Source organism: Pelomonas nitida, assembly GCF_043555975.1.
In the GTDB taxonomy this organism is placed as follows: domain Bacteria; phylum Pseudomonadota; class Gammaproteobacteria; order Burkholderiales; family Burkholderiaceae_C; genus Pelomonas; species Pelomonas nitida.
The window spans coordinates 48,721-61,310 of the sequence record NZ_JBIGIA010000015.1 but is presented as its reverse complement, the minus strand read 5'-3'; the positions used below and the strand labels follow the sequence as shown (position 1 = coordinate 61,310).

Here is a 12,590-nt window from a genome sequence, read left to right as displayed (position 1 = left end):
ACATGGCCACCCCGCAGCGCATCGCACTGGCCGCCGCGCTGCTCATCGCCGCCGCCGCGAGCAGTGCCGAGCCGGCCCCCGACACGCTGGCCCAACGCGCGCTCGCCTGCACCGGATGCCATGGCAAGCAGGGCCGCGCCGCGCCGGACGGCTACTACCCCCGGCTGGCGGGCAAGCCGGCCGGCTATCTGCACAACCAGTTGCTGAACTTCCGCGATGGCCGGCGCGACTACGGGCTGATGAGCGAGCTCATCGCCCCCCTGTCCGACGCCTACCTGAAGGAACTGGCGGGCTATTTCGCGTCGCTGGACCTGCCCTACCCACCGCCGCAGGCCCCCACCCTGCCCACACCGGCGCTGGCCCGGGCCGAACAGCTGGTGCGCCACGGCGACCCCGCCCGGCAATTGCCGGCCTGCACCGCCTGCCACGGCGAGCGGCTGACGGGCACGCAACCCGTCGTGCCGGGCCTGCTGGGCCTGTCGCGCGACTATCTCAACGGCCAGCTCGGTGCCTGGCGCAGCGGCCAGCGCCGCGCCCAGCCGCCGGACTGCATGGCGCAGATCGCCCAAGCGCTGACCGACGCCGACATCCACGCCCTGACCCAGTACCTCGCCGGCCAGCCCATGCCGGCCGATCCGCACCCGGCTGCCGCGCTGGCCGCGCCGCCCCCCGTGCGTTGCGGCGGCCTGACGCCATGAAGCGCCTGCTGATCGCGTTGGCGGCCCTGGCCGGCCTGACGGTGGGGGCGGCCTGGGGCCTGCTCGCCTGGCAGCGCGGGCTGACCGACAGCACACCGCCCGCCTTCGCGCCGGCCAGCGTCGCGCGCGGCGCCTACCTCGCGGCCGTCGGCAACTGCGCGAGCTGCCACACCGCCCGAGGCGGCGCGCGCCTGGCTGGCGGCCGGCCCATCCCCACGCCGTTCGGCACCGTCTTCTCCACCAACCTGACGCCCGACGCCACCGGCCTGGGCGGCTGGAGCGCCGACGACTTCTGGGGCGCGCTGCACTTCGGCCGCAGCCGCGACGGCCGACTGCTCGTGCCCGCCCACCCGCTGACGAACACGACACTCGTGACGCGCGAGGACGCCGACGCCCTGCACGCCTGGCTGCAGGCACAGCCGCCGCAGCCCGCACCACGCCGTGAACACGAACTGCGCTGGCCTTACGGCACCCAAGTGGCACTGGCCGCGTGGCGCGCGCTGCACTTCCGCCCGGGGGTTTATCGGCCCGACCCAGCGCGCGATGCCGTCTGGAACCGCGGCGCCTACCTGAGCCAAGGCCTGGCGCATTGCAGCGCCTGCCACGCTCGCCGCGGCGCACTGGCGGGCGACGACGGCCCGGCAGACTTCCGCGGCGGGCCGCTCGCCGGCCTGGGCTGGGTCGCCCCCTCGCTGCTGGACCCGTCAGAAGCCGGTGTGCAGCGCTGGCCGCAGGAGGCCGTGCAGCGACTGCTGCGCGACGGCCATGCGAACGGGCACACGGCCCAGGGACCGATGGCGGAAGTGGTGCTGGGCAGCACGGCCGCGCTGAACGACGCCGACCTCACCGCCATGGCCACCTATCTGCAGACACTGCCCGAACAGGCTGTCCCGCGCCCCACGGGCGCCACCCCGGCACCACGCCGGCGCGAACGAGGCGCCGCGCTCTACCGAGACCATTGCGCGGCCTGCCACGGCACCCAGGGCGAAGGCCGGCTCGATGCCAGTGGCGCTCAGGCCTACCCCGCGCTCGCGGGCAGCCGCCTGGTGACGCAGGCCAGCCCGGCCAACCTGCTGCTCGTCATCGAGCGGGGCGGCTTCGGCCCGGCGACGCCCGGTCATCCGCGCCCTTACGGCATGCCGCCGTTCGCCGGCGTGCTGGACGCACAAGACCTTGCCGCACTGGCCAGCCATCTGAGGGAGTCCTTCGGCCACCACGCGGGGGACGTCGATGCCGTCGAAGTGCTGCGTTGGCGATCGGCAGCCGCTCAGCGCTGACGCCGCGGGTGCGAAACGTCATGGCCCGGCGCCGCCGAGCAAGCAGGCTTCGTCGCGCTACACACGACTTCTGAGTGGAAACCCGCAGGGATCTGCCGAGTTGAGGCGTTCGCTCACCTGAACACTGTCGCCATCGCCACGCACGCTTCAGCGGGGCGATGGCGCCGTCGTGAACGACTTCACGGGGTCGGGACGCCGCAAGTTTCAAAGGGTCACAGGTGACGACACACTCTGCGACGGCCCATTGCTGGGGCGGTCCGACAAGGAGCCGCGGGCCAAGCGCCCATTCCGCGCGCCTGAGCGGCAACCGCCGCAGACACCTGATCACGACAAGGACGAGAACTGAATGAACTTCCTGACGCAATTGCGCATCGGCCCCCGTCTGGCCGTGAGCTTTGGCCTCCTTATTCTTTTGCTGGTGGCCATTGGCGTTTTCGGCGCCTCCAATGCGAAGCGCCTGTCGGAGGACCTTGATCGCACCGCGAACTCCAGCCTCGTCAAGATCGGCGCCGCCAACGGTCTGGAAAACCAGATCAACATCATTTCCCGCGCCGTGCGCGACCTGCTGCTGCTGGACACCGCCGGCGCCATCAAGAAGCAGAAGAAGGCCATCGCCGACGCGCTGGAAGAAGGCGAGAAGCAGCTGGCCAGCCTGGAAGCCGCCATCACCGACGACGCCGAGAAGGCCGCCGTCAACGAAGTGCGCGAACGCAAGAGCAAGTTCCTGGCCGCGCTGGAAAAGTTCCAGAAGGTGCAGACCGACGGCAGCCCCGACGAAGCCCGCGAAAGCCTGATCACCGACCTGCGCCCGGCGCAGACCGCGCTGCAGGAAGGCCTGAAGAAGCTGGTCGACATGCAGTTCGAGAGCGGCAAGCAGCTCGCCACGTCCGGCAACCAGCGCGCCAAGTCTTCGATCGTGCTGACGGTCGTTCTGGTGGCCGTTGCCGTGGTCATCGGCCTGGGTGGTGGCGTGGTCATCGCGCGCTCCATCGTCGGCCCGGCCCGCAAGGCCCAGGGCGCCGCTGAGGCCATTGCCGCTGGCGACCTGACCCAGCGCATCACCGTGGACGGCCGCGACGAGCTGAGCCAGATGCTGCAGGCCATGCAGAACATGCAGCTGGCGCTGTCGGGTGTCGTGCGCGACGTGTCGACCGCTGCCAGCGAGGTGGCCCACAACTCCGGTTCCATCGCCGACAGCAACGCCAACCTGGCCGACCGCACCACACGTTCCGCCGCCAGCCTGCAGAACACGGCCGCGTCCGTCGAGCAGATCGCCTCCACGCTCAAGGGCGCCAGCGACCTGACCCGCCGCGCCGCCGGCATCGCGGTGACGGCCCGTCAGGCGGCCAGCAACGGCGGCACGGTGGTGTCCCAGGTCGTCGAGACCATGGAAGAGATCAGCGCCAGCTCCAAGAAGATCGGCGACATCATCGGCGTCATCGACGGCATCGCCTTCCAGACCAACATCCTGGCGCTGAACGCGGCGGTCGAAGCTGCCCGCGCCGGTGAACACGGTCGTGGCTTCGCCGTCGTGGCGGCCGAAGTGCGCGCGCTGGCCCAACGCTCGGCCGGCGCCGCCAAGGAAATCAAGGTGCTGATCCAGGAATCGACCGTCAAGGTCGAAAACGGCACCACGCTGGTCAACAACGCCGGTGTGACGATCCGCAGCGTCGTGGACGAGGTCAACAACATGGGCAAGCTCATCGAGGAGATCTCGCACTCGGCCCAGGAGCAGGCCACCGGCGTGGGCGTCGTCAACGGCGCGATGAACGAACTCGACAAGGCGACCCAGCAGAACACCAGCCTCGTCGGCGAGCTCAGCCGTTCTGCCGACGCGCTGCGCGACAGTTCCACCCGCCTGATCGAAGCCGTCGGCTTCTTCCGCGCGGCCTGAACTTCATCTCACTTGCAAAGGGTCGCCATGTCCATCCTGCGTTCCGCCACCGTTCTCGCCGCCACGCTGATGCTGGCCCTGGCCGCGCACGCCACGCCCAAGGTCGTCAAGAAGGTGCCGCCGGAGTTCCCCGCCGAAGCCGTCAAGAAGGGCATCTCCGCCGGGTCGGTCAAGGCCAAGCTGACCATCGAAGCCGACGGCAAGGTCAGCGCGGTCGAGATCGTCGAGGCTGAGCCGAAGCGCGTCTTCGACCGTGCCGTCACCCAGGCCTTGATGGAATGGAAGTTCGAGCCGGGCGAGAAGGCGACGCACGAGGTCAAGCTCGTTTTCAAGAACGAAGACTGACCCCGGCACGCGGCGCCACACTCACCACCGCCGGGCAAGCCCGGCGGGTGAGGCACCTTCCACCCTTCTAACGCGGCGCCTGCAGCGCTGCCCGGGCATCGACCTTCGGGTGATGCGGCCACAGGCGCACGGCACTCACGATGAGCATGCCGGCCACGACCGCCCCGGCCAGCAGGCCGAGGCGACGACGACGCCGCCGCGCCTGGCGCACCCGCGCATGGCCCGCGCCACGCGCTGCACTCAGCGCCGAATCCCGCTTGGTCGACGGCTTTCGCTGCAGATGCACGGCCTGCTTGCGACCGTCACGGCCGGCCACGACTTCGAAGCTCAAGGGCTCATCGAGTTGCGGCCCTTCACCATCGGTCGGAAAGGCGGCCAACGTGACGAACACCTCGTCACCGCCACCCGCCGGACGGATGCTGCCGTAGCCTGCATCGTGGTTCCAAGCGACCAAAACCCCATCGAACCGCATACTGCCCTCGAACAAATGACCAAATATTGGCGGTAGCGCGCGGGAGCGCGGCAACCGGATGTAAGCCCCGACAATATCTGCCCCGCCCCAACGCCGATTCACGCATGCCCATCAACTGGTTCCCTGGCCACATGAACTCCACCCGTCAGGCGATCAAGGATCGCGTGAAGGCGGGGCTGGACGTGGTCATCGAATTGCTGGACGCCCGCCTGCCGGGCTCCAGCAGCAATCCGCTGCTGGCGGCACTGACCACGGGGCGACCTTCGTTGAAGGTGCTGAACAAGCAGGATCTGGCAGACCCTGCACAGACCGAGGCCTGGCTGGCGCATTACAACGCCCAGCCCCACACGCGGGCTATCCCTCTGGATGCGGGGGACAAGGCGCCCTCCCGTGCCTTGATCAAGGCCTGCCGCGAACTCGCACCGCTGCGGGGCGACATGCACAAACCGCTGCGCGTGATGATCTGCGGCATCCCCAACGTGGGTAAAAGCACGCTGATCAACACCTTGGTGGGCAAGCGCGCGGCCAAGACCGGCGACGAACCCGGCATCACGAAGCTGGAGCAGAAGTTCGTTCTGGAAAATGGTTTCTATTTGTTTGACACGCCCGGAATGTTGTGGCCGCGCATCGCCATCGCGGAGAGCGGCTATCACCTGGCGGCCAGCGGCGCCATCGGCCGCAACGCGTTCGACGAGGAAGAAGTGGCGCTCGAACTGATCGCCACGCTCAAGCGCCGCTATGCGCCGCGACTGCAGGAGCGCTACGGGCTCACCGAACTCGGCGCGGACGACGCAGTGCTGGAGGCCATCGGCGTCAAGCGCGGCGCCAAGATCCGCGGCGGCGCGGTGCAGATGCACAAGGCTGCCGAGGCATTGCTGATGGACTTCCGCGGCGGGCATCTGGGCCGCATCACGCTTGAAACGCCCGAAGAGATGGCGGCCTGGCGCCAGACCGCCGCCGACGCCGAAGCGCTCAAGGCGGAACAGGCCCAGGCGGCGCGTCTGGCCGACAAGGAACGCCGCAGTGGCCGCCGGCAGGCCGCCAGCGGCGACGCCTGACGCCACACGGTGGCGACCGCCCTCACGCGGGCTGGCGCCTGAGCACGAAGAAGAAGGTCTGCTCGGAGTCTTTCTGATCCATCAGCCCGAGCACCGTGTCATCGTCCAGGCGACGGAACACGTCGATGATGGGCAGTTGGTCGTAGACCATGGCCGCGCTGACGCGGCCGCGATGCGCAATCTCCCGCAACCGCGCCCGCGGGCGGCGTGTCGACAGCAGCGGCAGCGCCCATTGCAGCGCACGGCCGATGGCGGGCGACTTGGGCAGCGGCCAGCGGTCCAGCCAACGCAGCGCGGGCGCCATCCACAGCGGGTTCAGCGCCAGCGTGCCGCCACCGCGCCTGGCAAACAGCAGCGGGTGCACGCACTCCGGGTTGTCAAAGCGCTTGCCCCACCAACCATAGGCTTCCAGCGCGCCATCCAGCGCATGGCCGGTCGGGAAGCCTTCGCCGCGCCAGCAGCCGATCATGAAGCCGACCGTCACGGGCTCCAGCGCGTCGAAGAGTTGAAAGGCCGAGGCCGGATCGCGAGCGTTCATGCGGCCGCATCATCCGGCCCGCCTGCAGCCCCGACAAGCAGGCCGGCGCTACATGCGGATCCAGCCACCCACGCGCAGATGCCAGCGGCCACCCTGGCTCTCCCAGCGGTGCGGCTCGTAGCGGTAACCCGGGCGCGGACGCTCGTAGTAGCCCGGCACCCAGGTGTGGCGCCCGCCGCTCCAGCCCCAATAACCGCCGATCCACACGGCGCCGGGATACGGCACGACAGGCACCATCTCGGCATAAGGTGGTGGCGGCGGTGCATCGACGACCACGACGGCCGGTGCCGGCGCCACATAGGCACCGCCGTGCACATGGTGGGCCGGCACCACGATGCAGCCGGACAGCAGCCCGCCAGCCGCAGCGGCTGCCAACAGAAGCTTGGTGCGCGTCATGGCGGCGCTCAACGGCGACCCGGCTGACCGTAGCCGCCGCGATAGTCACCGCGACCCTCGTCGTGATGGTGGTAGTAGCGATGCGATGGCACGACGATGCAACCGGACAGCAGCGTCGCCGACAGCAGCGCGGCAACAAGGGCGAGTCGTTTCATGGGCACTATCTCCGGGCCGCAAACCGCGCGGCCGCACCCCGTTAACCAGCGAGCCCCGTCGGCGGATGACAGGTTCACAGGAAGTTACGTCCGCCACGCAGCCATGCACCGGCAGACGCCCTGCAGACACGCCGTCAGCGCGCGGTATCCTGCGCCACATCACTTCACCTTTCTGCACATTTCATGACCCGACTGCTGCTCCTCGCTCCCCTGCTGCTGGCCGCCTGCGCCGCCACCGCACCCGACGACAACAAGCAGGCGCAAGAAGATGGCGTCACCTGCCGGCGCGAAACCCAGGTCGGCACGAGCATCCCCAAGTCGCACTGCCGCAGCAACACACAGAAGGCCGCCGACCGGGCCGCCGTCGATGACATGACGCAATCGATCAGAAACCACCCCGGCCAGTCGCCCATGGCCAACGGCAAGTAAACCGCGCGGCGCACGCCGGCGACGACCAACAAAAGACATGCGCTCACGCCGGTTGCCCGACGCAACCAAATCGCGACCGTAGGGGGCTTGCAAAGCCACGGCCCGGGCCCAGTTGCCGCCCATGCCGCTGCTCCTCTGCTTCCTCCTCGTCCTGCTGGCTGCGGCAGGCATCGCGTTGTGGCCGCTGTGGGTGAGGCGTCGGCGTGAGCGCATCGCACGGCAGCCTTTCCCGTCGGCGTGGCGACGGCTGCTGCGCCGGCATGTGCCCCTGGTGGCCCGGCTGCCGGCGCGCCAGCAACTGCGGCTGAAGGGGCTGATGCAGGTGTTCCTGGCCGAGAAGCCCATCCTCGGCTGCCGCGGCCTGCGCGTAACGGACGAAATGCGCGTGACCATCGCCGCGCTGGCCTGCCTGCCGCTGCTGGGCGCGGCGCGCGGGATCTACCCTGAGCTGCGCCAGGTGTTGCTGTACCCGGGCGCCTTCGTCGTCGAGCGGCCGGTGACCGAAGGCGGCGTTCAGTCCGACCAGCGGCGCGTGCTGGCGGGCGAAAGCTGGAGCCAGGGTCAGGTGCTGCTGGCCTGGGACGAAGTCAAGCGCGGCGCGGCACTGCCCGGCGACGGCCACAACGTGGTCATCCACGAATTCGCGCATCAGCTGGACCAGGCCGGCGGCCCTGCCAACGGCGCGCCGGCGCTGCCCACGGCCGAGGCCTATCGGCGCTGGTCGACGGTGATGCAGAACGAATTCGATGCGCTGCGCTGGCGCCTCGCGCAAGGCAAGACCGGGCTCATCGATGCCTACGCGGCGACCGACCCGGCCGAGTTCTTCGCCGTCATCAGCGAGCTGTTCTTCGAGCGGCCGGCGGAGCTGGCTGCCGGGCATCCGGCGCTGTACGCCGAACTGCGCACCTACTACCGGCTGGACCCGGCCGGCTGGCTGTAGCGCCGGTTCAGAAGCCCAGGCTGGCCAGCAGGTCGTCGACGTCGTCCTGCTTGAGCGCCTTGTCAGGCGTCTGCACGCCGCCCAATTCCTCCGTGGCCAGCGGCTCGACGGGTGCGGGCAGAGACTGCATCAGGTCACGCAGCGGCGGCTCGGCGCGCTCCAGCATCTTGCTGACCTTGTTGATGACCTGACCGGAGAGATCCTGAAAGTCCTGCGACATCATGATCTCGGTGTGCAGCGACTTCTCGCGCGCCGCAAAGCTGGCGGCGTCGGCCGCATAGGCAGCGCACAGCTTCATCAGCGCACGGGCACGCTCCTGGCTGATGTTGGTGGACAGCGCCAGCCGGTTCAGCGCGTCGGACAGCTCGCGGCCCTTCTTGCGCACGGCCTCCGCATCTTCCTGCGCGGCCTCGACCAGGTTGAGCACCTTGATCGCGGCCTGTTCGGTCATGCTGCGCACATAGGCCAGGCGCTCCCGCGCATCGGGCAGTTCATCCACCACGTTGTGCAGGATCTGGGCGGCGTCGCCACGGATCATGGCCTGAATGGATGCGTCGGACATCACGAACTCCCTCGATGCGCCCGGCACCACCGCCGGGCTCCAAAGAGTTTAGGAGCCTTGCTCCGCGCTGCGAACAAATGACTGGGAACGAACGCGCCCTTTGTCACATTCACCGAAATCGGGCGCTCAGCCCTCGGACAGCGCGTGCAGCACGGCGGTGACTTGTGCCGCATCCAGCCGCCCGGCCTGCTGGGCCAGCATCAACTGCCGCTTCAGCAACGCGGTCAGCAGATCGGCGTCCAGGCCCGCGCCGGCCAGCGCGTCGAAATGCCGCGCCAGCACCCCGGTGTCGCCGCGCGCCACCGGCCCCGACACCGCCCCGGCCAGCCCGCGCGCGGCCGCCGTGTCCAGCGCGCCCCGGGTCAGCGGCAACAGCGCAGGCAAGGCCTGGTCGTGGGCCAAGCCCGCTGCTGCCCACAGGCCGGCGGCCTCGGCCAGCACCGCCAGCACACCGCTGGCGGCCAAGTTGGCCGCCGCATGGTAGGCGGCGCGCGCGCGCTCAGGCATGGGCGACGGCAGCGCCAGCGGCACCAACCCCAGCGCCTGCGCCAGAGCCCACAGCGGCGCGCGGTGCGCTTCGCCTGCCTCGATGCCGACATGGGCGCCCACCAGCCCGGCGTCGCCGGCCAGCAGCTTGAGCGGATGAAAGCCGGCGGCGGCGGGGGCCGGGGCCAGCGCCTGCAGCGGCGTGGCACCGCTGCAATGCAGCGCCAGCTGGCCCGGGCGCCACGGCAGCCGGGCGGCCAGCGTGGCGATGGCGTCATCGGGCACGGTCAGCCAGACCCAGTCGGCCTGGCTGGCGGCCTCCACCACACCACAGGCGTGCGCATCGGGCTCGCGGCGGCCCACGACAACCGTCTCGCCGGCGCCGCGCAGCGCGGGCACCAGCGCGCGGGCCAGCCGGCCATAGCCGATGACGGCGTGGATCATGCGCGGCCGTGCGTCAGGGTTTGACGAACTTCAGCGTCATGCGGTCGCTCTCGCCGATGGCCTGGTACTTGGCCCGGTCCTGGTCTTTCAGCGCGTAGGTGGGCGGCAGCGTCCACACGCCGCGCGGGTGGTCAGCCGTGTCCTTGGGGTTGGCGTTGATCTCGCTGCGCGCGGCCAGCTTGAAGCCCGCCGCCTCGGCGAACTTGATGACGGTGGCCTCCAGCACATAGCCGCTGGGCGCCTGCGCTTCCTGCGGCCGGCTCGCCGGCAGGCGGTGCTCTTCCACGCCCAGCACGCCGCCCGGCTTCAGCGCCTTGAAGGCGGCGTTGAAGACTTCCTGCGCCTTGCCGGCGGCCATCCAGTTGTGCACGTTGCGGAAGGTCAGCACCGCATCGGCGCTGCCTGCCGGCGCGATGTCCAGCTGGTCCTTGCTCGCGTCGAACGCCGTGATACGCACCTTGCCGTAGACCGACGATGCGTCCATCTTGGCCTTGAAGCGGGCGCTGCCGCCGTCGGCGACGTAGAGCTGGCCGGCGTCACGCAGGTAGGGCGCCAGGATCTCGGTGTACCAGCCGGCGCCCGGCGCCAGCTCGACGACGGTGTCGGTGGGCTTGATGCCGAAGAAGCTCAGCGTCTCGTAGGGGTGGCGGGCCGCGTCGCGTGCGACGTTGCCGACCGTGCGGTGATCGGCCGCGATGGCCGCCTTCAGCGGATCGGCCGGCTGGGCCTGCGCCGCGACGGCGACGACGACGACGAGTGCAAGGGGGGCGGTGAACCAGGCGTTCATGGGTGTTTGTCTCCAGACGGGTCGGCCAGTATCGGCCGCCGGAACGCCCCCTGCCGAACGTCAGCACGCCCGCCTGCGTCAGCGCCGCGGCTTGGGCGGCTTGCGTGCGCCGCTGGTGTCGGCCGGTGCCACCACGCCCTTCACCGCCGCCTGCGCGAGCTTGAAGAAGACGTCGGTGTTGTCGATGACGCCCGTGAACGTCAACGCACCGGGGCCATAGGCCGACAGCGGCACGTCGGTCGCCGTGTGCACGGCCTGTTCACCGGGCACCTGGCCGGTGACGAGGTACTCGCCCAACGCGTCGTCGCGCTCCTGCGCATTGGCGGGGTACCACTTCAGCGGCGCCTCCACGGCGAAGGGCTGCTGGCCGTCGCGCTGCGGCGTCTTCTTCGTGCGCCAGTCCTCGTAGCGGTCGGCGTTGGCGCCGTAGCCCACCAGCAGGCGGTAGTCGATGTCGGTGGTCTCGGGGTAGCCATCCGCAGCAAGGCGGTAATGCGGGAAGCCGGCCTTCTCGTAGGTGCCGACCACGCCGTTGCGCAGGTTGGCCACGCCCTTCTTGGCGGCCAGCTCGGCCAGCGCCTTGTCGGTCACCGTGGCGCCGCCGATCAGCGCGGCGCCGGAGCATTCGTGGTCGGCCGTCACGATGACCAGCGTGTCGCCCTGCTCGGCCGCGAAGTCCTGTGCCACACGCACGGCGCGGTCGAACTCCAGCGTGTCCAGCATCCAGCGCTCGGTGTCCATCGCGTGGGCCTGCTTGTCGATGGACGCACCTTCGATCAGCAGCACGAAGCCCTTGGGCGAACGCTTGAGCACGCCAATGGCCTTGGCCGCCATCTCGTCGAGCATGGGCTGGTCGGGCAGGCCGAAGTCGTCGACGACGCTGCCGCCCTGCAGACCGTTCTTGTCGGTGCCGCGGCGGCCGTTGATCTTGTCCAGCGCCACGTTCATGTTGGAGAACGCGAACAGGCCCAGCAGCGGCTTGGTGGCGTCGGCCTTGTCCAGCTCGGCCTTGGTGGGCGCGTAGCTGAAGCCCGCTGACTGAAACTCCTTGATGAGGTCGCGGCCCTTGTCCAGCGCGCCGGCAGACACGCCCCAGCGCTTGACGATGTCGCCGGTGTGCGCGTCAGTCGCCGAGAAGGCGTAGTCGCTCGTGTCCGTGCGTGCGGAGCCCGGCGTGGCGGCCGGCAGGAACCACTTGCGCCCGCCGCCCATCAACACGGTCAGGCCGGTGTGGGCGCGATCGTCGAAGAACTGGTCGACGATGCCCGTGCCGGCGCCGCGGTTGCTGGTGTGCACGGCGTTGCCGGCGGGCGTGGCATCGAACACGTCGGCCGTCGTCACGATCCCCAGCTGCTTGCCCTGCGTGCGGTGCAGGTATTCGCTGAGGTACTCGATGCGCGGGTTGTCGAAAGCGTCGACCGTGTCGTCGGGGAACACGCCCTCCTCGTTGTTGTTGTTCTTGTTGCCGCTGACATAGCTGGTCATGCCCGGCGACGAGTCGGTGACGATGGAGTTCAGCGACGAGGTCTTGACCAGCGCCGTCGCCGTGAACGTGTCCATCGCCAGCGGCTGCAGCGCCTTGCCCTGCGCGTAGCCGTGCACGATGCGCGCGGCGGTGCGCTGCGACGCGCCCATGCCGTCGCCCAGCAGGATGATGATGTTCTTCACCTGGGGGCCCATCGCGGCCGTGAAGGGCACGACCTCGAAGTTGCCCCGCGCCGTGACCTTCTGGCCATCGGCCTGCGTGGCCTCGACGCTGAACTCATGCTTGCCGGCGGCCTCGGCAGACACCGCGCGCACGGTGGCGATGGTGGTCTCCGCAGCGGCGCCCTTCACACAGCCGGCCGTGCAGTCGCGCAGCGCCACGGGCGCGGCGACCGGCTTGCCGTCGATCAGGAAGCGGGCCGCCGTGATCTTCTGGCCCGCAGCGGGCTTCACGGTGGCCTGCAGGTCGAAGCGCTGGCCCGGCAGGAAGCGCGCGACGACGGGGTCGGCGCGCCCGCTGGCGAACAGCTCGCTGGGCGGTGTCAGGCGGGTCACGCTGGGCGCGGCCAGCGCGGAGCCGGCCGCAGCCAGCGTGGCGAGGAACAGGGCTTGTTTCATCGGAAG

At 69.9% G+C, this 12,590-nt stretch carries 15 protein-coding genes; 7 read left to right on the top strand and 8 right to left on the bottom strand.

From position 1 onward, the window contains the following. Positions 1-2 precede the first annotated feature (2 nt). The 4 genes from ACG00X_RS18215 to ACG00X_RS18200 all read left to right on the top strand — a co-directional run bounded on the left by ACG00X_RS18215 (position 3) and on the right by ACG00X_RS18200 (position 4,214). Positions 3-698 carry a c-type cytochrome gene (locus tag ACG00X_RS18215; RefSeq protein WP_394490088.1) on the top strand — a complete coding sequence of 232 codons (696 nt, stop codon included), beginning with the start codon at positions 3-5 and terminating at the stop codon, positions 696-698. Further along, positions 695-1,975, top strand: a complete 1,281-nt coding sequence (locus tag ACG00X_RS18210; RefSeq protein ID WP_394490086.1) for a c-type cytochrome — start codon at positions 695-697, stop codon at positions 1,973-1,975. Before ACG00X_RS18215 ends, ACG00X_RS18210 begins: the two co-directional genes overlap by 4 nt. 346 nt (positions 1,976-2,321) lie before the next feature. Further along, positions 2,322-3,869, top strand: coding sequence for a methyl-accepting chemotaxis protein (locus ACG00X_RS18205; protein WP_394490084.1), 1,548 nt, complete (start codon positions 2,322-2,324; stop codon positions 3,867-3,869). Positions 3,870-3,896: 27 nt separating this feature from the next. Further along, positions 3,897-4,214, top strand: coding sequence for an energy transducer TonB (locus ACG00X_RS18200; RefSeq protein ID WP_394490082.1), 318 nt, complete (start codon positions 3,897-3,899; stop codon positions 4,212-4,214). Between the two features lie 67 nt (positions 4,215-4,281). Here ACG00X_RS18200 and ACG00X_RS18195 read toward each other — a convergent pair whose 3' ends face one another. Next, positions 4,282-4,668, bottom strand: coding sequence for a cold-shock protein (locus tag ACG00X_RS18195; RefSeq protein ID WP_394490080.1), 387 nt, complete (start codon positions 4,666-4,668; stop codon positions 4,282-4,284). Positions 4,669-4,790: 122 nt separating this feature from the next. Here ACG00X_RS18195 and ylqF point away from each other — a divergent pair, with 122 nt between their 5' ends. Then, complete coding sequence (gene ylqF, locus ACG00X_RS18190) at positions 4,791-5,744, top strand: ribosome biogenesis GTPase YlqF (protein WP_394490077.1); 954 nt, start codon at positions 4,791-4,793, stop codon at positions 5,742-5,744. Positions 5,745-5,766: 22 nt separating this feature from the next. Here the strand turns inward: ylqF and ACG00X_RS18185 are convergent, their stop codons facing one another. From ACG00X_RS18185 to ACG00X_RS18175, 3 genes are read right to left on the bottom strand one after another with little or no spacing between them, the layout of a single operon-like run. Next, positions 5,767-6,282 carry a DUF4334 domain-containing protein gene (locus tag ACG00X_RS18185; RefSeq protein WP_394490075.1) on the bottom strand — a complete coding sequence of 172 codons (516 nt, stop codon included), beginning with the start codon at positions 6,280-6,282 and terminating at the stop codon, positions 5,767-5,769. A 48-nt stretch (positions 6,283-6,330) separates the two neighbouring features. Continuing rightward, on the bottom strand, positions 6,331-6,678 hold the full coding sequence (locus ACG00X_RS18180) for a hypothetical protein (protein WP_394490073.1): 348 nt from the start codon (positions 6,676-6,678) through the stop codon (positions 6,331-6,333). 8 nt (positions 6,679-6,686) lie between these two features. After that, positions 6,687-6,833, bottom strand: a complete 147-nt coding sequence (locus ACG00X_RS18175) for a hypothetical protein (RefSeq protein WP_394490071.1) — start codon at positions 6,831-6,833, stop codon at positions 6,687-6,689. A gap of 183 nt (positions 6,834-7,016) precedes the next feature. Here ACG00X_RS18175 and ACG00X_RS18170 point away from each other — a divergent pair, with 183 nt between their 5' ends. Both ACG00X_RS18170 and ACG00X_RS18165 read left to right on the top strand, forming a co-directional pair. Then, complete coding sequence (locus tag ACG00X_RS18170) at positions 7,017-7,262, top strand: hypothetical protein (protein WP_394490069.1); 246 nt, start codon at positions 7,017-7,019, stop codon at positions 7,260-7,262. Between the two features lie 121 nt (positions 7,263-7,383). After that, positions 7,384-8,202 carry a M90 family metallopeptidase gene (locus ACG00X_RS18165; RefSeq protein ID WP_394490067.1) on the top strand — a complete coding sequence of 273 codons (819 nt, stop codon included), beginning with the start codon at positions 7,384-7,386 and terminating at the stop codon, positions 8,200-8,202. Positions 8,203-8,209: 7 nt separating this feature from the next. On the opposite strand, the gene ACG00X_RS18160 is transcribed toward ACG00X_RS18165, so the two are convergent. The 4 genes from ACG00X_RS18160 to ACG00X_RS18145 all read right to left on the bottom strand — a co-directional run bounded on the left by ACG00X_RS18160 (position 8,210) and on the right by ACG00X_RS18145 (position 12,584). After that, positions 8,210-8,764, bottom strand: coding sequence for a protein phosphatase CheZ (locus tag ACG00X_RS18160; RefSeq protein WP_394490065.1), 555 nt, complete (start codon positions 8,762-8,764; stop codon positions 8,210-8,212). Between the two features lie 126 nt (positions 8,765-8,890). Continuing rightward, positions 8,891-9,694: a DUF2520 domain-containing protein gene (locus ACG00X_RS18155; RefSeq protein WP_394490063.1), complete on the bottom strand. Its 804-nt coding sequence runs from the start codon at positions 9,692-9,694 to the stop codon at positions 8,891-8,893. 13 nt (positions 9,695-9,707) lie between these two features. Further along, on the bottom strand, positions 9,708-10,481 hold the full coding sequence (locus tag ACG00X_RS18150; RefSeq protein WP_394490061.1) for a class I SAM-dependent methyltransferase: 774 nt from the start codon (positions 10,479-10,481) through the stop codon (positions 9,708-9,710). Between the two features lie 78 nt (positions 10,482-10,559). After that, on the bottom strand, positions 10,560-12,584 hold the full coding sequence (locus tag ACG00X_RS18145; protein WP_394490059.1) for an alkaline phosphatase: 2,025 nt from the start codon (positions 12,582-12,584) through the stop codon (positions 10,560-10,562). Positions 12,585-12,590 lie beyond the last annotated feature (6 nt).

Bases quoted from the DNA above. Each gene is read 5' to 3' on its own strand.
- ACG00X_RS18160 (WP_394490065.1), bottom strand. From the start codon at position 8,764: ATGTCCGACGCATCCATTCAGGCCATGATCCGTGGCGACGCCGCCCAG.
- ACG00X_RS18155 (WP_394490063.1), bottom strand. From the start codon at position 9,694: ATGATCCACGCCGTCATCGGCTATGGCCGGCTGGCCCGCGCGCTGGTG.
- ACG00X_RS18165 (WP_394490067.1), top strand. From the start codon at position 7,384: ATGCCGCTGCTCCTCTGCTTCCTCCTCGTCCTGCTGGCTGCGGCAGGC.
- ACG00X_RS18150 (WP_394490061.1), bottom strand. From the start codon at position 10,481: ATGAACGCCTGGTTCACCGCCCCCCTTGCACTCGTCGTCGTCGTCGCC.
- ACG00X_RS18200 (WP_394490082.1), top strand. From the start codon at position 3,897: ATGTCCATCCTGCGTTCCGCCACCGTTCTCGCCGCCACGCTGATGCTG.
- ACG00X_RS18210 (WP_394490086.1), top strand. From the start codon at position 695: ATGAAGCGCCTGCTGATCGCGTTGGCGGCCCTGGCCGGCCTGACGGTG.
- ACG00X_RS18215 (WP_394490088.1), top strand. From the start codon at position 3: ATGGCCACCCCGCAGCGCATCGCACTGGCCGCCGCGCTGCTCATCGCC.
- ylqF (WP_394490077.1), top strand. From the start codon at position 4,791: ATGCCCATCAACTGGTTCCCTGGCCACATGAACTCCACCCGTCAGGCG.
- ACG00X_RS18205 (WP_394490084.1), top strand. From the start codon at position 2,322: ATGAACTTCCTGACGCAATTGCGCATCGGCCCCCGTCTGGCCGTGAGC.
- ACG00X_RS18170 (WP_394490069.1), top strand. From the start codon at position 7,017: ATGACCCGACTGCTGCTCCTCGCTCCCCTGCTGCTGGCCGCCTGCGCC.
- ACG00X_RS18180 (WP_394490073.1), bottom strand. From the start codon at position 6,678: ATGACGCGCACCAAGCTTCTGTTGGCAGCCGCTGCGGCTGGCGGGCTG.
- ACG00X_RS18145 (WP_394490059.1), bottom strand. From the start codon at position 12,584: ATGAAACAAGCCCTGTTCCTCGCCACGCTGGCTGCGGCCGGCTCCGCG.
- ACG00X_RS18185 (WP_394490075.1), bottom strand. From the start codon at position 6,282: ATGAACGCTCGCGATCCGGCCTCGGCCTTTCAACTCTTCGACGCGCTG.
- ACG00X_RS18175 (WP_394490071.1), bottom strand. From the start codon at position 6,833: ATGAAACGACTCGCCCTTGTTGCCGCGCTGCTGTCGGCGACGCTGCTG.